Source organism: Actinacidiphila sp. bgisy160 (assembly GCF_965342435.1).
Taxonomy (GTDB): Bacteria; Actinomycetota; Actinomycetes; order Streptomycetales; family Streptomycetaceae; genus Actinacidiphila.
This window is the reverse complement of record NZ_CBDRCM010000019.1, coordinates 24,817-49,360: the sequence shown is the minus strand read 5'-3', so window position 1 is coordinate 49,360 and position 24,544 is coordinate 24,817. Positions and strand designations below refer to the sequence as shown.

General features: G+C 72.3%; 20 protein-coding genes. 11 read left to right on the top strand and 9 right to left on the bottom strand.

What is annotated here, in order from left to right; genetic code table 11:
* Window positions 1–177 precede the first annotated feature (177 nt).
* Window positions 178–1,332, top strand: a complete 1,155-nt coding sequence (locus ACRWNP_RS17465) for an ROK family protein (protein WP_431962257.1) — start codon at window positions 178–180, stop codon at window positions 1,330–1,332.
* 268 nt (window positions 1,333–1,600) lie between these two features.
* On the opposite strand, the gene ACRWNP_RS17460 is transcribed toward ACRWNP_RS17465, so the two are convergent.
* A complete protein-coding gene (locus ACRWNP_RS17460) occupies window positions 1,601–2,293 on the bottom strand; it encodes a hypothetical protein (RefSeq protein WP_431962255.1) in 693 nt (230 codons plus the stop codon).
* A gap of 108 nt (window positions 2,294–2,401) precedes the next feature.
* Between ACRWNP_RS17460 and ACRWNP_RS17455 the strand changes: the two genes are divergently transcribed.
* The 4 genes from ACRWNP_RS17455 (at window position 2,402) to ACRWNP_RS17440 (ending at window position 5,740) form a co-directional block, all read left to right on the top strand.
* Window positions 2,402–3,295 (top strand): aminoglycoside phosphotransferase family protein, encoded by an 894-nt coding sequence (locus tag ACRWNP_RS17455; RefSeq protein ID WP_431962253.1) that lies wholly within the window; start codon window positions 2,402–2,404, stop codon window positions 3,293–3,295.
* Window positions 3,296–3,458: 163 nt separating this feature from the next.
* Entirely contained in the window at window positions 3,459–3,833 is a 375-nt protein-coding gene (locus ACRWNP_RS17450; RefSeq protein WP_431962251.1) for a hypothetical protein, read from the top strand.
* 200 nt (window positions 3,834–4,033) lie between these two features.
* Entirely contained in the window at window positions 4,034–4,408 is a 375-nt protein-coding gene (locus tag ACRWNP_RS17445; protein WP_431962249.1) for an ArsR/SmtB family transcription factor, read from the top strand.
* Between the two features lie 45 nt (window positions 4,409–4,453).
* The gene (locus ACRWNP_RS17440; RefSeq protein WP_431962247.1) at window positions 4,454–5,740 is read left to right on the top strand and encodes an ATP-binding protein; all 1,287 of its coding nucleotides are present in this window, start codon (window positions 4,454–4,456) and stop codon (window positions 5,738–5,740) included.
* A 209-nt stretch (window positions 5,741–5,949) separates the two neighbouring features.
* On the opposite strand, the gene ACRWNP_RS17435 is transcribed toward ACRWNP_RS17440, so the two are convergent.
* The 5 genes from ACRWNP_RS17435 to ACRWNP_RS17415 all read right to left on the bottom strand — a co-directional run bounded on the left by ACRWNP_RS17435 (window position 5,950) and on the right by ACRWNP_RS17415 (window position 12,261).
* On the bottom strand, window positions 5,950–7,785 hold the full coding sequence (locus ACRWNP_RS17435; RefSeq protein WP_431962245.1) for an alpha-galactosidase D: 1,836 nt from the start codon (window positions 7,783–7,785) through the stop codon (window positions 5,950–5,952).
* 66 nt (window positions 7,786–7,851) lie between these two features.
* Window positions 7,852–8,778: a carbohydrate ABC transporter permease gene (locus tag ACRWNP_RS17430; RefSeq protein ID WP_431962243.1), complete on the bottom strand. Its 927-nt coding sequence runs from the start codon at window positions 8,776–8,778 to the stop codon at window positions 7,852–7,854.
* Window positions 8,775–9,743: a carbohydrate ABC transporter permease gene (locus tag ACRWNP_RS17425; protein ID WP_431962241.1), complete on the bottom strand. Its 969-nt coding sequence runs from the start codon at window positions 9,741–9,743 to the stop codon at window positions 8,775–8,777. Before ACRWNP_RS17425 ends, ACRWNP_RS17430 begins: the two co-directional genes overlap by 4 nt.
* Before the next feature lie 20 nt (window positions 9,744–9,763).
* Window positions 9,764–11,077, bottom strand: coding sequence for an ABC transporter substrate-binding protein (locus tag ACRWNP_RS17420; protein ID WP_431962239.1), 1,314 nt, complete (start codon window positions 11,075–11,077; stop codon window positions 9,764–9,766).
* Window positions 11,078–11,085: 8 nt separating this feature from the next.
* On the bottom strand, window positions 11,086–12,261 hold the full coding sequence (locus tag ACRWNP_RS17415) for an ROK family transcriptional regulator (protein WP_431962237.1): 1,176 nt from the start codon (window positions 12,259–12,261) through the stop codon (window positions 11,086–11,088).
* A gap of 178 nt (window positions 12,262–12,439) precedes the next feature.
* On the opposite strand from ACRWNP_RS17415, the gene ACRWNP_RS17410 reads away from it, so the two are divergent.
* From ACRWNP_RS17410 to ACRWNP_RS17395, 4 genes are all read left to right on the top strand, one after another.
* Window positions 12,440–14,578 carry an alpha-galactosidase gene (locus ACRWNP_RS17410; RefSeq protein ID WP_431962235.1) on the top strand — a complete coding sequence of 713 codons (2,139 nt, stop codon included), beginning with the start codon at window positions 12,440–12,442 and terminating at the stop codon, window positions 14,576–14,578.
* A 201-nt stretch (window positions 14,579–14,779) separates the two neighbouring features.
* A complete protein-coding gene (locus ACRWNP_RS17405; protein ID WP_431962233.1) occupies window positions 14,780–18,316 on the top strand; it encodes a S8 family serine peptidase in 3,537 nt (1,178 codons plus the stop codon).
* A gap of 132 nt (window positions 18,317–18,448) precedes the next feature.
* A complete protein-coding gene (locus ACRWNP_RS17400; RefSeq protein WP_431962231.1) occupies window positions 18,449–18,721 on the top strand; it encodes a hypothetical protein in 273 nt (90 codons plus the stop codon).
* 239 nt (window positions 18,722–18,960) lie between these two features.
* Window positions 18,961–19,164: a cold-shock protein gene (locus ACRWNP_RS17395; RefSeq protein WP_431962229.1), complete on the top strand. Its 204-nt coding sequence runs from the start codon at window positions 18,961–18,963 to the stop codon at window positions 19,162–19,164.
* Between the two features lie 75 nt (window positions 19,165–19,239).
* On the opposite strand, the gene ACRWNP_RS17390 is transcribed toward ACRWNP_RS17395, so the two are convergent.
* Complete coding sequence (locus tag ACRWNP_RS17390) at window positions 19,240–21,237, bottom strand: BTAD domain-containing putative transcriptional regulator (RefSeq protein ID WP_431962227.1); 1,998 nt, start codon at window positions 21,235–21,237, stop codon at window positions 19,240–19,242.
* Window positions 21,238–21,373: 136 nt separating this feature from the next.
* On the opposite strand from ACRWNP_RS17390, the gene ACRWNP_RS17385 reads away from it, so the two are divergent.
* Both ACRWNP_RS17385 and ACRWNP_RS17380 read left to right on the top strand, forming a co-directional pair.
* A complete protein-coding gene (locus tag ACRWNP_RS17385; protein WP_431962225.1) occupies window positions 21,374–22,252 on the top strand; it encodes an alpha/beta fold hydrolase in 879 nt (292 codons plus the stop codon).
* A 111-nt stretch (window positions 22,253–22,363) separates the two neighbouring features.
* Window positions 22,364–22,978 (top strand): DsbA family oxidoreductase, encoded by a 615-nt coding sequence (locus ACRWNP_RS17380; protein WP_431962223.1) that lies wholly within the window; start codon window positions 22,364–22,366, stop codon window positions 22,976–22,978.
* 45 nt (window positions 22,979–23,023) lie between these two features.
* On the opposite strand, the gene ACRWNP_RS17375 is transcribed toward ACRWNP_RS17380, so the two are convergent.
* Window positions 23,024–23,212, bottom strand: a complete 189-nt coding sequence (locus ACRWNP_RS17375; RefSeq protein ID WP_431962221.1) for a bleomycin resistance protein — start codon at window positions 23,210–23,212, stop codon at window positions 23,024–23,026.
* A gap of 75 nt (window positions 23,213–23,287) precedes the next feature.
* Window positions 23,288–24,487 carry an epoxide hydrolase family protein gene (locus tag ACRWNP_RS17370; RefSeq protein ID WP_431962219.1) on the bottom strand — a complete coding sequence of 400 codons (1,200 nt, stop codon included), beginning with the start codon at window positions 24,485–24,487 and terminating at the stop codon, window positions 23,288–23,290.
* Window positions 24,488–24,544 lie beyond the last annotated feature (57 nt).

Below are 24,544 nucleotides of genomic sequence, written 5' to 3'. Positions count from 1 at the left end.
CAGGCTTTCCTTCCAGCGTCAACATATTCCCCGGCAAAAATCCGATGTCTACCGCACCGAGCCGCAGCCCATCGCGGGAAAACCTTCATCGGATCCCTGAATAGCGCACCGAAAGATGGGATGACTGCCCTGACTGGACCCCTTCCTTACTTTCCGCTGGAAAGGTATGGTCCGGGCATGAGCCTCGCCGACCAGCCCCCCGCCGCCGTCCTGGTCTTCCAGACCCTGCTCGTCCACGGACCGCTCACCCGGGCCGAGATCGGGCGGCGCACGGGGCTGTCGGCGGGCGCGGTGACCAAGGCCGCCACTCCCCTGCTGGCCGACGGCTGGATCACCGAACTCGGCAGGCCGGCCGGTGAGCGGGCCAGCGGCCGGCCCGCGACGCCGATGGCCGTGCGCGCCGACCGCGCGCGGTTCGTCGGCGTGAAGGTGACCGACGACGAACTGATCGGCGTGCTGACCGACCTGACCGCCCGGCCGCTGGCATCCCGGCGCGCCGCACTGGACTCCCGCGACGTCGGGACCGTGGTGCTGGCGATCGCCCGGCTCATCACGCAACTGCGCGCCGCCGCGGGAGTGGAGGAGGACGGCGCCGTCCACAGCGCCGGCGTCACGATCTCCGGCGACGTGGACGGGCAGACCGGCACGGTGCAGTTCTCGCCGTTCCTCAACTGGCGCCGGGTGCCGCTCGCCCAGCTGATCGAGTCGGCGTCCGGCATCCCCACGCTGATCGAGAACGATGTGCGCGCACTGACCGTCGCCGAGCAGTGGTTCGGCGCCGGGGTGGGACTGTCCTCGTTCGCCCTGGTCACGGTGGGCGCCGGCATCGGCTGCGGGCTGTCCATCGGCGGCCGGGTGGTGTCGGGGGCCCATGGGGTGTCCGGCGAGGTGGGGCACCTGCCGGTGGGCGGCACCGACCGGGTCTGCACCTGCGGCAACACCGGCTGTGTGGAGACCGTGGCCTCCACAGACGCCATCACCGAGCAGGCCCGTCAGGCGACCGGCGACCCGGCACTCACCATGGAGCAGGCGGTGCGGCTCGCCCATGCCGACAACGCCGCCGTCCGCGCGGTCTTCTCCCGCGCCGGACACGTGATGGGCCTCGCCATGGCGTCGGTGGCCAACCTGATCGGCCCGGAACGCATCATCATCTCCGGCGAGGGCGTGGCCTCCTACGACCTGTTCGCCGACCAGATCCGGCAGACCTTCGCCGACCATGCCTTCGGGGCCGCGGCCGACTGCGACCTCGTGGTGCGTCCGCTGCCCTTCGAGGAATGGGCGCGCGGCGGCGCGGCGGTCGCCGCCCAGCGGGTCTTCGCCCCCGCGAAATGATCTGCCCCCGCCAGGAGACCGTCCTGGCCCCGCTCACCACGGACGACGGCCTCACGGGCACGGGGTGACGCCACCACGCGGGGGTTCGTGGCCGCGGCGCCGGAGGGGAAGCCTGTTGCCGCCCGCCGCCCTGGCGCACCATCAGCCCGTCCTCGTCGTACGGGTACGGGAGGTGCGCCGCCCGACGCCCGTGCCGGCGTCCGGGCCGCGGGGACCCGCCCGACGCGCCGCGGGACGTCGCGCGGGGCGCCTCCGGCACGGCGGATCGTCAGGCGGCGTCCCGCGGATAGCCGATGCCGGCGATGTCCTTTGCCAGTTGCCGCAGCGTGACCTCGGCGTTCAGCGTCGCGACGACCTCCGCGGTGAGCGGTCGCAGCGCGTACACGTGGCGTACGGCCTCCAGGTCCACCGGCACTTCGTAGGAGTCCTCGGCGAAAGCCCGGAACGCCTCGGGGGAACGGTCGGTCAGCAGCCCGAACAGATACGTCGCGCCGTCGGCGTCCGCGCGGTCCTCCGGCAGGTCGACGGAGCCGTGCCGCCACGCATCGTCCCCCGCCCCGCGCCACAGGCAGACGGTCGCGACCGGCACGCCGTCCTCGTCGCAGAACGCCGGCTCCTCGACATACGGCCGGAACGCCTCGGGGACCTCGTCGACGACACCCGGCCACGGCTCGTGATCCTCCGAGCCGTAGGGGCTGACGGGGGACTCGTGGTCGAAGCCGCGCACGAAGGCCCCGGCGGCGGAGAAGACGATCGCGTACTCGTCGCCGGACCCGTCACGAAGGGAGGCCATCTCCTCTCCCGTGTCCCACGCGGCGTCGAAGGAGTGGTGGCGCATCTCCCATTCGGGGCTGAGGATCGCGTCGAGCATCGCCAGGGCACGGCAGTGGTCGCGCAGTTCGGCGATGGAGGGCAGGAGAGGGGCAACGTCGTGAACGGTCACGCGCACATCCAAGCCCATGGCCCGGACATCCCCCACCCGTGGCTCCCGCCTCCGCGGAAATCCGGTGCCGTCCACGCCCCGGTACTGCTAAGCATGGTCCGGCGAGACCAACTCCGGAAGGCGGACATGCCCCCACGCACCCTGAGCGGCGACCAGACCGGGATCGACGTGGCGCTGGTACGCCGGCTGCTGCAGGCGCGGTTCCCCCACTGGGCGGACCTGCCCCTCTCCCCCACCGGATCGGCCGGCACCTCCAACGTCATGTACCGCCTGGGCACCGACATGGTCGTACGTCTGCCCAGGACGGCGGGTGCCGCCGGCGACGTGGACAAGGAGCACCGGTGGCTGCCGCGGCTCGCGCCGGGGCTTCCCGCGTCCGTCCCCGCGCCCCTCGGCAAGGGGGCTCCCGTCGACGGCTACCCGTGGCCGTGGTCGGTGTACGGCTGGCTGGAGGGCGAGAACCCCTCCGCCGGGCGTCTCACCGAACCCGTAGCGCTCGCCCGCGACGTGGCGGCCTTCGTGACCGCCCTGCGGCGCGCCGACCCCACCGACGCGCCACCGGCGTACCGCAGCGAGCCCCTCGCGGCGCGCGACGGCGCGACGCGGTCCGCGATCGACGCGCTGCGCGACGAGGTCGACGCGGCGGCGGCAGGCGCGGTGTGGGAGGCCGCGCTGGCGGCTCCGGGACCGCAGGGGCCGCCGGTCTGGGTGCACGCGGATCTGCAGCCCGGCAACCTTCTGGTGGCGGGCGGACGGCTCTGCGCGGTCATCGACTTCGGGTGCGCGGGGCTCGGTGATCCCGCCGTCGACACCATCGCCGCGTGGTATGTGCTGCCCGCCTCGGCCCGTGGCGCGTTCCGTGCGGCGCTGGGCACCGACGACGCGACCTGGGCGCGTGGCCGCGGCTGGGCGCTGTCGATCGCGCTGATGGAGCTGCGCCACTACCAGGGCACCCAGGAGCGGATGGCGTCGATCGCTCGGCACGTCCTCGGCGAGCTGATCGCCGACGGGGGGCGCTGACCACAGGGAGCGGCGCATCCTACCCGGGGCCGCCCGGGCCGTTCCCCCGCATTGGTGATTCCCTCACAGGAATCGTCACGTTCAGTAGCTTCTCCGTCACCAACCGGGGCGGCGGCGCGCGAAGGCGCGGCCGCCGGAGAGCGACGGCTAGGAGCGAACGCCGATGGCGAATGTGGAGACCTCCCTCAAGGAGACGATGACATCGATCGAGGGCAGTGTGGGCGCTGCCCTGGTCGACTACACCAGCGGCATGGCGCTGGGCACGATCGGAGGCGGCAAGGACCTCGACCTGACCGTCGCGGCCGCCGGCAACACCGACGTGATCCGGGCCAAGGCCCGCACGATGAAGGAACTCGGGCTCAAGGAGGAGATCGAGGACGTCCTGATCACCTTGGACACGCAGTACCACCTCATCCGGCTGCTCAAGAGCCGGGACGGCAACGGCCTGTTCCTCTACCTCGTGCTCGACCGGCGCAACGCCAACCTCGCGATGGCCCGGCACCGCCTCAGGCGCATCGAGGCCGATCTCGAGCTGTAGCCGCCCGTCCGGGTCCGGGGCTTCGTGTGCCCGGGAATTGAAGAATCCTTCAATTCGGCACATCCTGATGCGCACAAGCACGCCGGCGCACGTGCCCCGGAGGGGGAAGGATTGGACGCGGCGTCGCGCCGGCGGCAGCGGGAGCGGCCGCCGGCGCGACGCGGGAAGGCCGTCGGAAACCGGGCAGGAGCGATCGGACGATGCAGGTACCCCTGTACCAGGCCAAGGCGGAGTTCTTCCGCATGCTCGGGCACCCCGTGCGGATCCGGGTCCTGGAGCTGCTCCAGAACGGCCCGGTGCCGGTGCGGGACCTGCTGAACGAGATCGAGATCGAACCCTCCAATCTGTCGCAGCAGCTCGCGGTGCTGCGCCGGTCCGGCATCGTGGTGTCGATACGCGAGGGCTCCACCGTCAGCTACGCCCTCGCCGGCGGGGACGTCGCCGAACTCCTGCGCGCGGCCCGCCGCATCCTCACCGAACTCCTCGCGGGCCAGACCGAACTGCTCGCCGAACTCCGCCAGGCCGACGCCCCGCCCGCGCGTGCGGAGGAGGAGGCCGGCCGCCCCGCCGGCTGAGCGCTCAGGCGCCGCCTGGGCCAGAATGGTCGGGAGGTGAGCGCGATGACGCCTTGGCGGGTTCGTGATCTGGAGGAGGGTGACCTGGACCAGGTCGTGCGCATCTGGGAGGAGTCGCGCGACACGGCCGAGGACCCCGCGGTGACGCTGGCGGAGGTGGTCGGGGCGCTGCGCGCGCGGGCGCCGGCCGTGGTGGCGATGGTCGGCGACCGCGTCGTGGGCTCGGCGGTGTCCTCGACGGCCCAGGAGCGGGCCTGGGTGCTGCGGCTGGCCATCGCCCGCCAGTGGCGGCACCACGGGGTGGGTTCGGCGCTGCTGGCCGCCCTGGAGGACAGCCTCGGCCAGGTGGGGGTGCGCCGGATCGGGGCGCTGCTTCCCGCGGGCGAGGTCGGTGAGCAGGCGTTCAGGAACTCCGGTTACTCCTTCCGCCCGGGGCTGGGCTACTTCGAGAAGGTGCTGTCCGCCGACTCCGCGCAGGCCACGCTGCTCGACCAGCTCGGCGGCGTGGTTCCGGAGGGGGGCCTGTGGGACCGCATCGCGGGCATGGCCGCGGAGAAGACACTGATCGAACGACGGCTGGTGCTGCCGCTGGAGAACCCGGAGGTGGCGGAGCGCTACCACCTGGTGCCGCCGCGTGCGGTGGTCCTGTTCGGTCCGCCGGGCACGGGCAAGACGACCTTCGCCAAGGCCGTGGCCTCCCGGCTGGCATGGCCGTTCATCGAGGTGCTGCCGTACCAGCTGGCCGAGGACGCGCACGGCGTGGCGGACGGGCTGCGGCGGCTCTTCGCCCGGGTCGAGCACCTTGAGCAGGTGGTGCTCTTCTTCGACGAGGCGGAGGAGATCGCCTCGGAGCGGCAGGACCCGTCCACGCTGGCCCACCGGGTGACCAACGAGTTGCTCAAGCTCATCCCGCAGTTCCGGCGCGGCGAGCGCCGGCTGCTGATCTGCGCGACCAACGCGGTGCGCTCGCTGGACCCGGCCTTCCTGCGGCCGGGCCGCTTCGACTTCCTGATCCCGGTCGGCCCGCCCGACGCCGCGGCCCGCCGGGCCATCTGGATCCGCTACATCGGGCCGGACCGGGTGGCGGACATCGACCTGGACGCACTCGTCGAGGCCAGCGACCGCTTCACCCCGGCGGACATCGAGTACGCGGCTCAGGCCGCCGCGCAGACCGCCTTCGAGCGGCACCTGGCGACGGACCCGCGCACCGCGGCGGACCTGACACACCGCACCGAGGACTACCTGCAGGCGGTCGCCCGCACCCGCACCACCCTCACGGCCGAGGACATTCGCGCCTTCGACCATGACCTGCGCTCCGCCGCCCGCGTGTGAGGCACGCAGGGCACGGCGGAAAGGGGGTGGCGGCTCCCGGCCGGGTTCGTGGCCGAAACCGGCGGACATCCCCGATGCGTGGGCGGCGGCCCCCTTGAGGGCCCTATGGTGACGGTGGGTCGGCAGATACGCGCTCCCCCGTCCGTGTCTGCCGGCCCGTCCCGTCCTCCGGCCCCGTGGGGCCCGGCGTTCGCCGGGCCCCACGGGGGTCAGGACAACTTGGGCACATCGATCCGGTCGATGTCCGGGGCGTACGAGGAGCCGCTGTCGAAGGTGATGGTGTTGGCTCCCGCCTCGAGCGTGACGGGGAGGCTGACCGTCTCGACGGTGCCCCAGTCGCCCGTGGAGGGGAACTTGTGGCCGGTGGCACCGCCGCCGTTGGCGGAGACCTGGACCGTGCGCGCGTCGCCGCTCACGTAGGCGACCTTGACCATGTAGGTGCCGGGCTTGCTCACCACGACGTCGTTGAAGCGGAGCGAGCCCCCGAGGTAGAGGTTGCCGGCCTTGCGGCCGCCGGAGCAGGCGCCGCAGTCGGCCAGCGAGGCGTTGCCGGACAGGGTGTTGCCCGGGGCCTCGGCCTCGTATCCGGTCGTGGGCTGGGCGGGGCCGTGCGGGGTGACGGTGAACAGGCGTGAGCCGTGCGCGGGGAGGGACTTGGTGACCTTGTCCTTGTACGTGCCGAGGTTCTCGTGGTTCCACACGTCGCGGACGAAGGCGCGGCCGGAGAAGCCCAGTGAGGTCCAGTCCGCGGTCACGGCGGCGGGGGCGTCGCCGAGGTTGAACAGGGCGACGGTGTAGCTCCCGTCGGCGTTCTTCGCGGCCCAGACCTGCTGTCCGTCGGAGGGGGTGACGGGGCGGGCCGGCGGGGTGCTGGACTGGTTGAGGGCGATGACCTCGCGGTTGGTCAGCAGGGACAGCCCGTAGTCGTCGAGGCGGGTGAGGTCGTCACCGGTGTAGAGCGGGGACTTGGCGATGGCCCAGAGCGTCATGTAGGTCTGCCGCTCGGCCTTGGTGAGGCCGTCCATGGGCCCGTTGCCGACGTCGAGGGAGTCGAGGTCGTTCCAGCCGCCGGGACCGCCGTGCCGGCTCCAGGCGGCGGCGTCGTCGAAGCGGTCGTCGACCGAGTTCTCCCAGCTGACGAGGGTGTCGCAGTAGCACTCGACGTCGGTGTCGATGCGCCAGCCGTTGGAGTACTTCTTCCAGTCGGCGACGTGGCCGATGTCCAGCGACCAGGACAGCTCGAGGTGGATGGGGCGCCCGGTGGCGGCGATGGCCTTCTGCCAGGCGGCGATGTCGGCGCGGTTGTCGTAGTTGTCGCCGCTCTTGAAGGACCCGGGACCGACGCCGTCGATCTTCAGGAAGTCGTAGCCCCAGTCGGCCAGCATCCGCGCCTGCGAGTCGACGTACTTCTGCGCGCAGGGGTTCGAGAAGTCGATCTTGTAGGAGCTGTCCCAGCCGTTGGTGGTGCGCAGGTCGTCGTAGACGATGTCGGCGGTGGTGCAGTCGGGGGTGTTCCAGATCGGCACCTTGCCGTCGCCGTACCCCTCCTTCTCCAGGCCGACGGGCAGGTAGATGCCGGCCTTGAGGCCCTTGGCGTGGATGTGGTCGGCTACCGCCTTCATGCCGCGCGGGAAGCGCTCGGGGTCGGGGGTCTGCCGGCCGTACGCGTCGAACTCGGGCTTCCAGGACTGGTCGCGCCACCAGCCGGCGTCGAGGTTGACGTAGCTGTAGCCGTACTTCTTCAGCTTGGCGGCCATGGCGTCGGCCTGCTTGAGGACGTTCGCCTCGGTGAGGTAGCTGTAGTCCCCGGTGGGGTTGAGTCCGGGGTACTTCGAGGACTGCATGCTCCAACTCGACCAGCCCATGTAGGGCTTGGCGGCGACCTGGTGCGCGGTGGTGTGCGAGGCGGCGGGGGCTGCGGCCACGCTTCCGGGGCCGGTCGCCTGGGCGGCGGGGACGGCGGCCGACACGCCGGCGGTGAGGGCCAGGACGAGCAGTGTCCTGGCGGCGGTCGAGGGCAGGGTGGAGCGCGAGGGTGACCTCATGGGTCGGACCTCCTGGGATGGGGTACGGCGGTTGCGGTGCGGGTGGGTGTCCCGGGCCTTGAGGCGTCAGCCCTTGCCCGAGCCGATGGTCAGGCCGCTGATGAACTGCCGCTGCAGCGCGAAGTACACCAGCAGGGTGGGCACGGCGGTCATCAGGGCACCGGCGGCGATGAGGTTGGGGTTGGTGAAGTACTGGCCCTGCAGATTGGCCAGGGCGGAGGTGATGGGGCGTTTGTCGCCCGTCTCGATGAGGGCGAGCGGCCAGAAGAAGTCGTTGTAGATCCAGATCGACTCCAGGGTGGCCAGCGCGGCGAAGGCCGGCCGGCACAGCGGCAGGACGATCTGGAAGAACTGCCGCCACACCTGGGCGCCGTCGACGAGGGCGGCCTCGGTGATCTCCCCCGGGATCGTCTTCATGTAGTTGCTCAGCACGAAGGTGCAGAAGCCGCACTGGTAGGCGATGTGGATGGCGATGATGCCCCAGGTCGAGTTGTACAGGAGCAGGGAGTCGCTCATCCACGCCGGCAGCGGGACCAGCAGGTAGAGCCGGTAGAGCGGGGTGATGAGCACCTGCGCGGGCAGCAGGTTGCCCGCGGTGAAGAGCATCAGCAGCGCGATGTTCCAGCGGAAGTCGAAGCGGGAGACGAAGAAGGCGACCGCCGCGGAGAACAGCAGGGTGCCCAGGACGGAGGGGACGGTGATCAGGACCGAGTTCCAGAAGAAGTGCGGCATGCCGGACTGGTTCCAGGCGTCGGTGTAGTTCTGCAGACTGATGCCGCGCGGCCAGGACAGGTAGCCGTGCTTGCTGGTGTCCGCGTAGGGGCGCAGCGAGGTGTAGACGGCCCACAGCAGCGGCAGCAGCCACAGCAGTGCGATCGTGGCGAGCATCAGGTGCCTGCCGGTCTGCCGCGGGGGGTTGGACGCGGCGCCGCCGGGCGGCGGCTCGTGGCGGGGGCGGGCCGGGGTGACGGGCGCGGTGGCGGTCGTGGTCACCGGTCCTCCTTGCGGAAGTTCTGGACGAGGAAGGTCCCGATGGCGGCGAGGGAGACCAGGAGCAGGACGACCGCGAGGGCGGAGCCGTAACCGATGTGGCTGGACTCGCCGATGATGTTGTCGGTGATCAGCAGCGACAGCAGTTCCATGCCGGGCTTGCTGCCGACGCCGCCGCCGAGCACGTAGACGACGTCGAAGGCCCGCAGGGACTCGATGACGGTGACGACCAGGATGATGACGTTGACCGGCTTGAGGGCGGGGAAGACCACCTTCAGGAAGGTCTGGCGGCCGTTGGCGCCGTCGAGGGCGGCGGCCTCCTTCAGGGCCGGGTCGAAGCCCTTCAGCCCGGCCAGGTACAGGATCATGATGTAGCCGGTGTGCCGCCAGGCCGAGGCGACCAGGACGGCCCACAGGTTCAGGTCGGGGTCCCCCAGCCAGTCGATGTGGTGGCCGGGGGACACCGCGCCCACGATGCCGTCCAGCAGGCCCGTGTCGGGGTTGTAGATGATCTCCCAGATGAGGCCGACCACGGCCAGGGAGAGCACCATCGGCAGGAAGATCGCCGTCTGGTAGACCCGGGTGAAGCGGAGCTTCCGGTCGAGCTGATAGGCGAGGAAGATCCCGAACGGGGTGGGCAGCAGCGCCGTGAAGACCATCCAGATGACGTTGTGCCGCACCGCCGGCCAGAACGGCGGGTAGTTGGTGAGGATCTGGTGGTAGTTGTCGACCCCGACCCAGTGGATGTCGGACAGGTGGATGCCGTCCCAGCTGGTGAACGACAGGCCCATGGAGGCCAGTGCGGGCAGCCAGACGAAGACCAGGAGGGCGAGGAGCGGCACGCCGACGACGACCGCGAGGAAGAGCCGGTCACCGCCGCCGAGCCGGCGGGGGCGGCGCCGGGGCGTCCCGGTGTCGGGGGCCTTCGGCCCGGGGGCGGGGGGTGCGGTGGGGGACGCGGAGGGCACGGTGAACCTTCCCGGTCCGGTCAGGAGGTGAAGAAGCGCGAGCGCTGCGACTCGATGCGCTTCAGCAGGGCCGAGCCGTCGTCCGGGTGGCCGAGCCACTGGGTGAGTCCGGGCAGGACGACCGTGGAGATGAAGCCGGGGTCGCTGTCGCGGTCGGCGAACTGGGTGATGTGCTTGGCGGAGGCGATGAGTTCGGCCGACTTCTTCTGCAGCGGGTTGTAGGAGCCCGTGTCGGCCTGGGCGTTGACGGCCACGTTGCTGGGGTCGACGCCCATGTAGAGGCTCTCGGCCTTGGCGCTGCCGAGGAACTCAAGGAGCTGCTTGGCGCCCTTCTCGTTCTTGGGGCGGCGGCTGAGCATGAAGCCGTCCGTGGGCGCCTCGACGGCGTCCTGCCCGTTGGCCGGGTCGATCTCGGGGAAGGGGAAGAAGTCGATGTCGGCGCGGAGCGCCTCGTCGGAGACCTGCTGGCCGAGGAAGAGGCCGATGACCGCCATGCCGGACTTCTTGTCCAGCAGCGACTGGGCCGCGTCCTGCCACGAGCGCCCGCCGGCGCCCTGCTGGTAGTACGGGCTGATCTCGCGCCACAGGTCGAGGGTGGTGGCGGCGCGCTTGTCGGTCCAGGAGACCTCGCCGCGCATCAGCGACATGTGGAACTCGTATCCGTTGGCCCTCAGGTTGAGGTAGTCGAAGGCGCCGAGGATGCTCCAGGCGTCGCCGCCGCCGTAGCCGGAGGCGATCGGGGAGAGGCCGTCCTTCTTCATCCGCTTGGCGAGCGCGGTGAACTCGGACCAGGTGCGGGGGACGGTGTAGCCGCGCTCCTTGAACAGGCTCTTCCGGTAGAAGACGCCCCAGGGGTAGTTGTACAGCGGGACGAAGTAGAACTTGCCGTCCTCGCCACGGGAGAGCTGCTTGGTGGCCTCGCTGAAGCCGCCGCCTATCTTCTCCCACACGTCGTCGAGGGGGGTGGCGAGGCCCTTCTTGGCGAAGTACTGCATGCGGTAGCCGGCGAACCAGGTGAAGACGTCGTCCGGGGTGCCCTGCAGGTAGCTGGAGATGCTCTTCTGGAAGCTGTCGTGGTCGACGGTGTTGGTCTTGACCGTCAGGCCGCTCTCCTTGGCGAAGGCCTTGGTCACCGCGGCGTAGGCGGACTTGGGCGTGGCGTCGGCCCCGTTGGACCCGAAGCTCACCGTCTTGGGGTCGGCCGCCGCTCCCCCGCCGCAGGCGGTGAGGACGGGGGCGGCAAGCGCCGCGGCTCCGAGCCCGAACAGCCCGCCGACCACGGTGCGGCGGCTTGGCTGACGCGCGGTCAGGACGGTGCGGCTCTGCAGCGTCATCGCTACTCCTAGAACGTGTCTGATCTGATGAAGGACTGGATCGCGGTGGCCGCGGCCCCGCGCGCCCACTCCTCGAAGGGCAGCGGCCGGGTCCGCAGGTCGCACTGCCCGGCGGTGCCGAAGGCGGAGGCGGCGAACGCCTCGAGGATCTGGTCGGCGAACAGGTCGTGGGCCACCAGGCCCTCGCCCGAGATGATCACGCGCTCCGGGCCGAAGAGGTTGGCCACCGATCCGATGGCCCGTCCGATCGCCTCTCCGGCCCGCGCGTACACCTCCCTGGCCCCCGGGTCGCCGCCGTGGGCCAGTCGCAATGCCTCGGCGGCGTCGGCCACGGGGGTGCCCGTCGCCTCGCTGACCGCGCGGACGATCGCCGGGTCCGCGGCGATCGCCTCCACACAGCCGCGGTTGCCGCAGTGGCACAGCGGCCCCGCCGGGTCGATGGACAGGTGCCCGATCTCACCGGCGACCCCGTACGCGCCGGAGACCACCCGTCCGTGCACGACGAGACCGCAGCCGATGCCGGCACCGACCGTCACCACGGCGAAGTCGGACAGGCCCACCCCGGCGCCGAACCACTGCTCTGCGACGGTGAGCGCCCTGACGTCGTTGTCGACGGTGACGGGCAGGCCCGTGGTCATCCGCGCCAGCTCGGCCAGCGGGATGTCGCGCCAGTCGAGGAAGGGCGAGTAGCGCACCACGCCACCGGCCCGGTCCACGTCACCGGAGACCGCGATGCCCAGGCCACTGACGGGGACCCCGAAACCGTCCGCCTCCGCGAGCAGTTCGTGTACGAGCGCCGCCGCCGACGCCAGGACGGCCCTGGGGTCGGGGGCGGCCAGCGGCATGTGGCGGGAGGTACGGATCCGGCAGCACAGGTCGGTGAGCACGCCGATGATCTCGTCCCCGGTGATCTTGAGGCCGATGAACAGCGCCCGGCCGCCGTCCACCCGCACGGGGTTGGCCGGTCGCCCCAGGGAGGGACGCGCTTCCTCGTCCACGTCCTCGACGAGGTAGCCGGCCTCGATCAGCGGCCGGACCGCCTTGGTGACCGCGGCCGCCGACAGTCCGGCCCGCTTGGCGATCCCGGTGCGGGTGAGCGGACCGTGGCACAGGACGGTGGTGAAGATCTGGGAGGCGGCCGGGGTGTGGGCCGGGAACGCCTCCCCCGGAGGGATCGAGGGCATGGCCGGGAACCTAGGTGGGTTCTTTTCTGCTGTCAATAAAAGAAGCAAGGATCCTGGGAAGTTGTCCCTGTGAGGGTCTGTCAACTTGCAAACGCCAAATCCTGGTGGGTGTTGACATCTGATCCAAGGTAAGGATTGGCTGCCGCCTGTCTCCCGGCGCCACTGAACGTGAGGACCCATGCCCGTGATCTCCCATGCCCCGGACACCGGGATCTGGCTGCTGAGCACCCCGCGCACGTCGTACGCGCTGCACATCGACGCGACCGGTGCGCCCTGCCACGTCGCCTGGGGCCCGCGGCTGACCCTCGAGGAGGCGGCGGAACTCGCCGTCCCCCCGGGGCCGGACGCGAGCAGCTTCGAGGGCCGGTCCCCCGTGGGCGAGGAGCTCCCCGTCGACGGCGGAGCGCGCTTCGGGCCGCCGTCGCTCCAGGTCCGCTTCGCCGACGGGACCCGGGCCTTCGAGTGGCTGCCGACGGGGCATGACGTGCGGGAGCCGGCGCCTGGTGTGAGCGAGCTGTCGCTTCGGTTCCGCGACCGCGTCCACCCGCTGGAGGTCACCCTCCGCTACCGTGTGCACGACGACAGCGATGTCATCGAGCGGCACACCGTCCTGCGCAACGCGGGCGAGCGGAAACTCACCGTGCTCCGCGCCGATTCCGCGGCCTGGACCCTGCCGCCCCTGCCCGACTACCGGCTCAGCCATGTCACCGGCCAGTGGTCGGCGGAGAGCCAACTGCGGCGGGAACGGCTGCCGTACGGCGAGACCGTGCTGACCAGCCGCCGCGGCATCACCAGCCACCACGCCAACCCCTGGGTGATGCTCGACGCGGGCGACGCCACCGAGACCCACGGCCGGGTGTGGAGCGCCGCGCTCGCCTGGAGCGGCAGTTGGCGGATCACCGCGCAGCGCACTCCCGACGGGCGGGCCGGCTTCACCGGTGGCGCCGGGCACGACGGGACGAGCGTGCCGCTCGCCCCGGGCGAGGAGTTCACCACTCCGGGCTTCGCCGCCGTGTGCACCGACGGGGGCTTCGGTGCCGCCAGCCGCGCCTGGCACGCCCACACCCTGGCCCATGTCCTGCCGCACCCGCGGGAGATCGCGCCGGTGCTCTACAACTCCTGGGAGGCCACCGGCTTCGACGTCGACGAGCCCGGCCAGATGGCGCTCGCCGCCCGTGCCGCCGCGCTCGGCGTGGAGCTCTACGTCGTCGACGACGGGTGGTTCGGGGCACGGCGCGACGACCGTGCCGGACTCGGCGACTGGACCCCGGCCGCCGACCGCTTCCCCGCAGGGCTCGGCCCCCTCGCCGACGAGGTGCACCGGCTCGGGATGCGCTTCGGCCTCTGGGTCGAGCCGGAGATGGTCAACCCCGACAGCCACCTGTACCGCGAGCACCCGGACTGGGTGCTGCACGTCCCGCACCGCGCCAGGACCGAGTTGCGCAACCAGCTGGTCCTCAACTTCGCGCGGCAGGACGTCGCCGACTGGGCGTACGGCTGGCTCACCCGGCTCGTCGCCGCCAACGGTGTCGACTTCCTCAAGTGGGACATGAACCGCGCCTTCAGCGAGGCAGGCTGGCCCGGCCGTGACGACGGGGCCGACCGGCTGTGGACGGGCTATGTGCACAACCTCTACGGGGTGATCGACCGGCTCCGCGCCGACCACCCGCGGCTGCGGATCGAGTCCTGCAGCGGCGGCGGGGGCCGGGTGGACCTCGGCATCCTCTCCCGTACCGACCAGGCGTGGCCCTCGGACAACACCGACGCCGCCGACCGCGTGGCGATCCAGCACGGCTACGGCCAGGTCTACCCCGCTCGCACCATGGCCGCCTGGGTGACCGACGTGCCGAACCAGCTGACGCACCGCACGGTGCCGCTGCGCTTCCGCTTCCACGTCGCGATGGCGGGGCTGCTCGGCATCGGCGGTGACCTCACCCGCTGGTCCGAGGAGGAACTGGCCGAAGGCGCCGGGCTGGTGGCCCAGTACAAGCGGGTCCGCCACCTCGTCCAGCACGGCGAGCTGCACCGGCTGCGCGGTCCCGCGGACGAGGGCCCCACCGTGGTGGAGTACGCCGCGCACGACGGGAGCGAGGCGCTGCTGCTCGCCTGGCAGCGCGTCCAGCGGCACGGCGGCCCGCGGGGACCGGTGCGGCTGGGCGGCCTCACACCCGGGGCCCGCTACCGGGACACGCGCACCGGGAACGTGCACCACGCCGCCGTGCTCGGCGGCTACGGGCTCGCGCTCGATCTGCCGTCCGGGGACTGGGCCAGCACGGCGGTGCACCTGGTCCGCGTCGCGGAGCGGGACGGCGCGTGACCACCCGGCCTGGCCGTGCCGCGCCACGCGCATGTGGGCAACTGCGCAAACCCGCAGCTGCCGGAGCTTGTCCCGCGTGACGTGGCACCGTCAAGGTGAGCTCCGTCCGCCCGTCCGTCCCGAAGTCCCGTCGGCGCTCTGCACGTTCCTCTCCCGATCATCGAAGGGCGTTGCATGTCCCACCGCTTCAGACGAGCGCGTTTGACGGCGCTCGCCGCCCTGTTGTCCACGATCGCCGCGCCTTCCGTCGCCCACGCCGCGGATCCGGACGCCCCGGCGTCCCGGTCCGCGGCCCACGGGGCCCCCGCGGCCCACTCCCTCACCCTCGCCGACGGCTCGGTGCTGCGCTGGTCCGACGACGGGTCGGGCACCCTGACCCGCAAGGACGGCACCATCCGGGCCTTCCCCGTCGCCGTTACCAAGGGCCGCAGCGCGTTCGGCGGCTCCCTGACCCCGTCCGCGGAGATCCTCCAGCGCCGGGCCGACGCCGCCGCGTTGACGCCGTACGCCGTGGGCGCGTCGACGGGCGCCCGCTCCGCGGTACGCCCCCGGACCATGAACTCCGGTGCCGTCCCGCTCCCGAAGGCGGTCCGCGAGGCCATCGACGGCCTCGGCGACCGCAGCGCGGCCCGCACCGTCGTCCCCTCCACCGCCGCCGAGGACCTGCCCGCCAACGAGGGGCTCACGACGTCCTTCCAGTCCTACCTCAACGCGGGCGGCGTCAACGCCGTGGGTGCTTTCCGGGACACCGCCCGGTACCTCGACGCGCTGCCCGGTCAGGGCCAGGTCGTCACCAACGTGTCGCTCGGCGACCTCACCGACCAGGGCATGGCCGACGCGGGCGACGATTACGTGCGCCTCAACGGCCCCACCACGGTGCTCCGTGACGGCAAGCGCTACCTGGACTTCCCCTCCCTGCCGCTCATACCGACCTACACCAGCGACAACAACGGCCGCCTCGACCCGGCCGGCGCCATCGAGGGACAGGACCCCAACCTCGCCGAGGTGCTGCTCGACTTCTCCATGATGGCCCCGCTGCCGCACGACCGGCAGCGCCCGGAGGCCACCGGGAGCGGCGCCACCGACCTTCTGGGCATCGCGCCCGGCGCGCAGTACCGCCTCGTCGTCCCCGAGGAGCCCTCGGCCACGGGCATCGCGGCCGCGCTGCGGGCCGCGGCCGCCCAGAAGCCCCGGCCGGACGTCATCACGGCGAGCCTCGGCTTCGGCACGGACGGCTCGATCGGCTTCCCCTCGCGGTGGCTGGAGGACGACCCGGAGATCCGGGACACCCTGCGCTCCATCGTGGACTCGGGAATCGTGGTGGTCGTGTCGTCCAACGACGGCACCCGCCTGGGCCTGCCGGTGTCCGTCGGTCCCGACGGCGGCAGCACCCCGACCGACGTGACGTCGCGCCCCGGTTCACAGACCTCCATCGACGACGTCGCCCCCACCACCACGCCCACCCTGGTCCGTGACACCGGGGTGATCGCGGCCGGGGGCACCACCGTCGACGACACCCTCAGCTCGGACGACGTACGGACCGCCGTCTACCCGACGACCCGCTACAACGGGTCCGCCGGCTACTCCTCGGGGTTCGGCAGCCGGATCGACCTGGCCGCACCGGGCGACAACCTGCCCTCGCTGATCCACACTCCGGACGGACCCGGCGTGGTGCTCAACGGCGGCACCTCGGCCTCGGCCCCGATGATCGCCGCCGCGGCGGCCAACGTCCTGGCGGCCGCCGAGGCGACCGGGCAGAAGCTCAGCCCGCGGGAGGTCAGGAAGCTGCTGGTGGACACCGGCCGCCCGATCGCCCAGCCGCCGCAGGCCGACCGGGAACTGCGGATGGGGCCACAGCTGGACATGACCGCGGCGGTGGAGAAGGTGCTCGCCAGGCGCCATTCCCTCACCTCGGCGGCGGTGCGGCTCTCCGTCGCCGAGCGCCAGCTGCTGTCGGTGAGCCCGACGACCTCCTTCGTCGAGGCCACCGATCCCTCCGCCATCGACCTGGCGGGCCCGGCGGACGCCTGGGGCAACCCGTCGGGGCAGAACGCGGTCTCGCCCATCACGTTCGGCCTCGACCTCACCGGGGGACACCGGAAGCTGACATACCGTCTGCGCGTCGGCGACCACGGCACGATCCCGTCCGCCGGTCCCAGCCTGCGGGTCCTGCCGCGGGAGCTGCTGGCCGCCGCCGGACTGCCCTTCGCCTCCGACGAACCGCGCACCGTGCAGGTGACCTTCGAGGCGCTCTCCGGGGGCAAGGTGGTGGCCTCGGCCGGTCGGCGGCTGACCCTCGGCGCGGCCGACGGCACCTATGTGCAGCCGAAGGCCCCGACCGCTCCGGGCTCGTCCCCGCTGGGCAAGCCCGTCACCGTGCACTACGACCTCACCGGCCTGCGGGACGCGACCGCTCCCGAGCTGGTGCTCTCCTCGGTCGGTCACTGGACGCCCTTCACCACCAGCGACAAGTGGCGTGCCCAGTGGCGCACCCCGCTCACCGGCACCAAGGGCACGGTGACCATCCCCGCCTCCGCCTTCGAGCCGGGTGGCGCCGGCCTGTACGGCATCGGCGTCACGCTCTACGACGGCCAGGTCTTCGGGGAATTCCGCGCACTGCGCGTCGGGCCGGGCGCCGACCAGCGGCCGCAGGCACCGCTGCTGGGGCAGGGGAAGTCCGCCACGGCCCACACCCTTGAGCTGTCCCGGCCGGAGCCTAGGCTGACGGTCTCCTGGGACGCCTCCTCGGTGCGGCACGCCGACGGCGCGGCCATCGAGTTCCTCACCCCGGCGCCCACCCTGTACGGGGCGCTCAACACCGCCACCAACCAGAACGGCAGCGGCCGCGACGACAACGGCGTCGACCACGCCTCCACCCTCTTCCGGCCCCTGCCGTCGGTGAAGGGACGGACGGTGCTCGACCTCAGGGCCCTCGGCCTCCCCACCGGTCTGCAGTACCCGGTCCGGATCCTGCCCACCCGCGCCGGCAAGCCGATCGGGCAGGCCTCGCCCACGTCGTTCGTGCAGTACCTGGACGGCGACACGGTCTCCGGCACCCTGGAGAACTTCGAGGTCAGCGACGGCAAGGCGCTGATCGCCACCGACGACTTCGCCGAGGGCGACGACGGCTGGATCCACCTGGAGGGCTCGGCCACCACCACGTACTCGCTCTCCGAGGGCACCCTCGGCACCACGGTGTCCCACGAGACCGGGAACTCGATGATGCAGATGGTGCTGGGGGCCGACCCCGGCTCGGGGCACACCCTCGTCGCCCACCGGCCGTTCGACGGCGGCGTGCTCCCCGAGGTCGACCTGCGCGACACCGCGACCGGTGAACGCGTCAGGCTCAGCGCGCTCGACCCGGGCACCGGCTCGACGTCACTCTACTTCCAGGGCGGGATCGTCGACCCGGCCCGCCACCGGGCGGCCGTGACGACCTTCGACGGGGTCTCGGGAGTGGCCTCGCTGTGGACCGTCGACATGTCCACCGGCGAGGTCTCCGCGCCGATCCCGCTCAACCCCGACAACCCGGGGCGCACCTTCAACAGCGTCTCCGTCGACACCTCGACCGGCACCTTCTTCGCCGCCACCGGCGGCACCATGGGGCCCTGCCTGTCCGGGCGCGTTCCCTACTGGGCCGTTTCGGTCGACCCCACCACCGCCACGGTGTCGCCGCTGACCACCATGCCGGCCTGCACCGCCGGGCTGCTGCCCGACGGCAAGGGCGACCGGGTGTAGGTCACGGCGGGACCCGCCACCCCGAGCTACACCACCGGTGAGTTCCCCACCAGCACCTGGCGCTCGGCCGACCAGAAGTCCCTGGCCACCTCCGCGCCGGCCGACCTGGGCACCCGGGGCGTCATGTGGCCGGTGCTCGACACCCGCAACCACGTCGCCCTCGTCGCCCACCTCTACGAGGAGGCCACCACCGGCGACAACAACGCCCTCAGTGAGATCACCGTCCTCGACCCCGGCACCGGCGAGGTGCTCGCCCGGCACCCCGTCGCCAACCTCGTCAACTCCACGCTCAGCACGTCCAACTTCGACTTCACCAGCCGACGCGGCCTGTTCGTCGACCCCGCCACACGCACGGTCTACCTGGTGAACCCCTGGGCCAACGGGCTTCAGCGATTCACCTACTGACCGGGGACCGCGGGGCCGGGTCCGCCACCGACGCGTGGCGGGTCCGGCCTCCCGCCGTGCGGCCCCGCATGTGCTAGGTTCTTCGCGTTGCAGTTTTGGTACCCATGAACTTCTTGTGCACCTGCCGGGATGTAACCGTCAGGTGCATTTTTTGTTTTCCGGTCCTTCCGGAGGGGTCATTGCGGCGACGGAAGTCCGCAAAGTGCGGCCTTCGTGTACTGCTCCCAAAGGAGATTCCCATGGCGACCGGCACCGTGAAGTGGTTCAACTCGGAAAAGGGCTTCGGTTTCATCGAGCAGGACGGCGGCGGCGCCGACGTCTTCGCCCACTACTCCAACATCGCCACCCAGGGCTTCCGTGAGCTCCAGGAGGGCCAGAAGGTGAGCTTCGACGTCACGCAGGGCCAGAAGGGCCCGCAGGCCGAGAACATCCTCCCCCTCTGACCCACCGGGGATGTAAGGGGCCGGCACCTCACGGGGTGCCGGCCCCTCCTCGTTGAGGGACCCCGGGCGCCGGGCCTACCGGGCGAGGGCCGCGGTGACGGCGGCCAGGTGGCGGTCCACCGGGCCCGCGGTGAGCAGACCGCTCCCGGCGCCCGCGAGTTCGCCGGCGGCGGGCAGCAGGCGGGCCCGCAGTGACCCCAGGAGGTCACGGTCGCCGAGTTCGACGGCGAGCACGCACTGCAGGCAGCACAGCGCCTCGTAGAGCAGATCGGGCGGCGGCTCGGGCAGGGCCCGGAGGACCGCCAGGGCCTCGGCGCGGCGGTCGTCACGCAGCAGGAGGAAGGGTTCGGCCCACGGCCGGTACGGCCCCCAGTCCGCGGCCGGATCCACGCGTTCGGCGATCCGTGTCGCCGGGAGGGTGCCGTCGGCCAGGTCGAGGCAGAGCAGCGCGAGCGGCAGCAAACCACGTTCGACACCCGGCATCCCGGCGCCCTCCAGCCGTGCGGCGGCGGCCCGGTAGGCGGCCTCGGCCCGTGGCCCGCCCCCGGAGGCGGCCGTGCGCAGCGCCCGGTACCACTGCGTGAACACGCCCGCCAGGGGCAGTTCGTGTCGCTCGGCCAGCACGTCGACCGCCGCGGCGTGCTCGTCCGCCCAGGCGAAGTCGGCGAGCGCGCCGCGGGCCTGGAGGCGGATCAGGTGCCCGAGGACCTCGTACGTCGTCAGGCCGTGCCGCCGGGCCAGCGCCACCAGTTCCGCGCCGACCGTGTCCCGCCGCGGCGCGAGGCCCGCCCGGGTGCACGTCTGCATGAACACCCCGTTGAGCGCGAACGCCAGGAGCGCCGGGTCGTCGAGCCGGCGGGCCGCCTCCTCGGCCTGCCGCGCCGCCATCGGTCCGCGCGGGGAGCGGATGCCCCGCGACTCCACCGCGACCGTGGCCAGCAGGCGGCAGCGCACGGCCTCGTGCGCGGCGTCTGCGGGCAGGGCGGCCAGCGTGCGCTCGGCGGCGGCGACGATGCGGCGGGCCTGCTCCGGGTCGTCGCTGCGGGTCCAGATCGCGGGTACGTCGTAGGCGCCGATCACCCGGGCCGTCAGCTCCGGGTCGCCGGACTCCTCCGCCGCGGCCACGGCCGCCAGGCGGTGCTCCCGGGTGGCCGCCAGGCCGCCGCCCCCGGTCAGCGCGAGATTGCGCAGGAGGCCGACCGTCGACTCCAGGCGGGCACGGGCCCCGGCAGCCACCGTGCGGTCGTACGCCTCGGCCGCCCGGGCCCACACCCGTGCGGCCGTGTCAACCGGCCCGGCGGGCGCGGGCGACGGCGGGTCCAGGAGCGGGTCCTGGGCGAGCATGTCCGCCTCCAGGCGGCGCAGCGCAGATCCCGGGTCGAGGCCCAGCCCCCGGGCCAGCATCGTCCGGGCCCGGCGCAGCACGGCGAGCGCGTCCCCCTGGCGGCCCGAGCGGTACAGCGCGAGCGCCAGCAGCCGCCAGGCGTCCTCCCGCCACGGGTGCTCGGTCAGGTGCGCGTCCAGGTCGGGCACCGCCTCGGCGGCCATGCCGAGGTCCAGCCGTGCCTCGGCACGCCGCTCCACCGCCCGCAGTCGCAGTTCGGCGAGTCGGGAACGCTCGCCGCGGGCCCACTCCCGGTCGGCGTACTCCCCGTACGAGGGGCCGCGCCACAGTTCCAGCGCCACTTCGAGCCGCGTCAGCGCCGCCGCGGGCGGCAGTGCCGCGGCGGCGTCGATGGCGGCCTCGAACCGCCAGGCGTCCACGGATTCCGGATCCGCCCGCAGCGCGTACCCGGTGCCCGCGGTGACCAGCAACCGGGCGGGGGCGCGCGGCGGCCGCTCCGGTTCCAGCACCCGGCGCAGCGCGCCGACGAAGGTCTGCACGGACCCCACAGCACCGGCCGGCGGCTCGTCCCACAGGTCCGCCACCAGGCGGTTCACGGGTACGACGCGGCGGCGCGCCGCGACCAGCCGCGCCAGCACCTCCCGGTGCCGCGGGCCCTTGAGCGCGAGCGCGCGGCCGTCGCCGTCCCAGGCGGCGACCGGCCCGAGCACACCGAACGCGACCCGCACGCTGCCCACCTCTCCGGCCGTCCTCCCCGCTGCCACGCTACGCGCTGACCGGATGCTGATTCGCGGGCGGGAGGCTCGGAGCGTCCGCCGCCGGCGGGCACATCACTCCCTCACCGCGGAACGAGAGCAACGCACCATGACACCGGTCATCCCCGGCTTCACCTACCACCGCGTCCCCGTCGCCGACGAGGTCGCCCTCAATGTCGCCGTCGGCGGCTCGGGCAGCCCCGTCGTGCTGCTGCACGGCTTCCCGCAGACTCATCTCATGTGGCGCCACGTCGCCGCCGACCTGGCCGCCGACCACACCGTGATCTGCCCCGACCTGCGGGGTTACGGTGCCAGTGACAAACCGGCGGCCGTGGGGCCCGCCACGTACGCCAAGCGCACCATGGCCGCGGACGTCGTCGCGCTGGCCCGCGCGCTCGGCCATGACCGCTTCGCGCTCGCCGGCCACGACCGCGGCGCCCTGGTCGCCTTCCGGGCCGGGCTCGACCATCCCGACGCGGTCAGCCGGCTGGCCTGTCTCGACGTCCTGCCGACCCTCGACATGTGGGACGTCCTGCACGGCGCCGACGCGGCCGTCGCCTTCCACCTGTACCTGATGGCCCAGCCCCCGGGGCTGCCCGAGCAGATGATCGCCGCTGCTCCGGACGCGTTCTTCGGGCACTTCCTCGACGCGTGGAACCGCTTTCCGGGTGCCGTCCCGCCCGAGGTGCGCGCCGCGTACCTGGACGCGTGCCGCGCGGCCGTCCCCTCGATCGTGGCCGACTACCGCGCCTCGGCGACGATCGACGCCGACCACGACCGCGCCGACCGGGCCGCGGGCCGGCGGCTCCGGATGCCGGTCGCGGTCCTCCAGCAGGACTGGGGCGCCGCCCTCGGCTACGACGCCCGCGCCGTCTGGGAGGCCTGGGCCCCCGGCCTGACGCACACCACGGTCGGCTGCGGCCACTTCATGGCGGAGGAGGACCCGGAGCTCGTCGCGACGGCACTGCGCGCGCTCGTCGCCTCCTGAGCCCTCGCTCCGCACGTGCCCGGGGGCCGGGGGCGGGAAGAACTCCGAGGCGAATTACGTTACAAAAACTCATCGTAACGGAACTTGCTGGACCCCAGTGAGGAGCACCGGATGTCCGTCACCTCAGCCCTCGGGACCGGCTCGCCGCCGCGCATCGCGACCGCCGAGCACTGGTTCGACTTCATCTGCCCCTACTGCTACGTCGCCCAGGACCGCACGCGGATCCTGCGCGAGCACGGGATCCACGTGGTCGGGCACGCGCTGTGGATCCACCCCCGGATCGGCCCCGGCGGCATCCCGGCCGGTCCGCGGACCGGCCCCGGTTACTCGTTCCTGGCCCGGAGGCCGAGGCCGCGGGCCTGCCGCTGCGGTGGCCGGACCGCATCGGCCACTCGCGCCCGGCCCTGGCGGCCCACGAGTGGCTCGCCGCGACCGATCCGGAGGCCGCCGACCGCCGCCGTCTTCGCGGCCTACTTCGCCGACGGCCTCGACATCGAGTCCGAGGACCTGCTGGTCTCCCTCGCCGGGAAGGCCGGCGGCAACGCGGACGGACTGCGCGCCGCATGGCGTTCCTCGGCGATGACCGACGCGCTGGCCGCGTCGAGGTCGCTCGCCTCGCGGTACGGCGTCCGCGGCACACCCACCTGGGTCTCCGGGCGGCAAGGCATCGCCGGCCTGCGACCCCGGGAGTGGTTCCGGGACTGGGCCGCGGCGCTGACCCCATGAACCGCCGGGGCGGGCGCGACGACGTCGTGCCCGCCCCGGCGTGCCCTACTTCAGCAGCGCTTCCATGTGGGCCGCGGCCTCGCGGGCGGCCTCGTCGGGGGTGCGCCCCTGCTCGCGGGCGAACAGGTAGGCGGCGTACCAGTCCCACCAGTGGTGCTCCGGTGCGGCCGCCTCGTACGCGCCGTGGTGCTCCTCGGCCTCGTGCAGGAGCCCGGCCAGGGTCGGGACGTCCATGGCGGCACCTCCTCGTTCATGGGCCCGGAATCCCACCGTCCGCGAGGACGGCGGGATTCCGCAACCCGGGGATGACTAGCGCATCGGGCGGAAGCCCGTACGGACCTCGCTCACGAACAGCTCCGGCTGCTCCCAGGCGGCGAAGTGACCGCCCTTGGGGAGCCGGTTGTAGTGGACGAGGTTCGGGTAGGCATGCTCCGCCCAGCTCCTGGGAGCCTGGTAGAGCTCGTCGGGGAAGACGCTCACGGCGACGGGGAGCTTGACGCCCTTCGCGCCGAAGAACGGCGTCGTGTTCTCCCCGTACAGACGCGCCGCGGAGATCGCGGTGTTCGTCAGCCAGAACAGCGTGATGTTGTCCAGGACGTCGTCGCGGGTCAGGCCCTCGCTCACGCCGTTGAAGGAGCGGGTGATCAGCTCCAGGCTGGCCTTGTCGTGGTCGAGCATGAAGGCCGCCAGGCCCACCGGGGAGTCCGCCAGGGCCGTCAGCGACTGCGGGCGGGAGCCCATGATGTAGGCGTAGTACACGTGCCGGTAGACGAAGTCGAGCTGCTCGACCGCGGCCTTCTCCTCGTCGTTGGCGAGGACGACGTCCGACGGCAGCGGGTTGCCGGCCACGATCGCCTCCTCGATGGCGGGCGGGATCACCTTCGGCATGTTGGTGTGGATGCCGACCAGGCCCTCGGGCTCCTGCACGCCCATGAGGTCCGTGACGACCGCACCCCAGTCGCCGCCCTGCGCGACGTACTTGGTGTAGCCCAGGCGCTTCATCAGCTCGCCCCAGGCGGCGGCTATGCGCTCCGGGCCCCAGCCCTTGGCGGTGGGCTTGCCGGAGAAGCCGTAGCCCGGCATCGAGGGGATCACCAGGTGGAAGGCGTCGGAGGCGTCACCGCCGTGCGCCGTCGGGTCGGTGAGCGGCTCGACGATCTTCAGCTGCTCGACGATCGAGCCCGGCCAGCCGTGCGTCACGATCACCGGCAGCGCGTCCTCGTGCTTCGAGCGCACGTGGATGAAGTGGATGTCCAGCCCGTCGATCTCGGTGATGAAGTGCGGCAGGGCCTTCAGCCTCGCCTCGACCTTGCGCCAGTCGTACTCCTTGGCCCAGTACCGGGCGAGCTCCTTGATCGTGGCGAGCTGGGTGCCCTGCGACTGGTCACCGACGGTCTCCTTCTCGGGGAAGCGCGTCGCCTCGATGCGTGCGCGCAGGTCCGCGAGGTCCGCATCGGAGAACTCGAACGTGAACGGACGGATCTCCGGGTTCTGCGGAGTGAAGGACATCTAAGTCTCCTCGTCATATGCGGCGACCCTGCGTCGCCGGCTCACCCAAAATCGCCT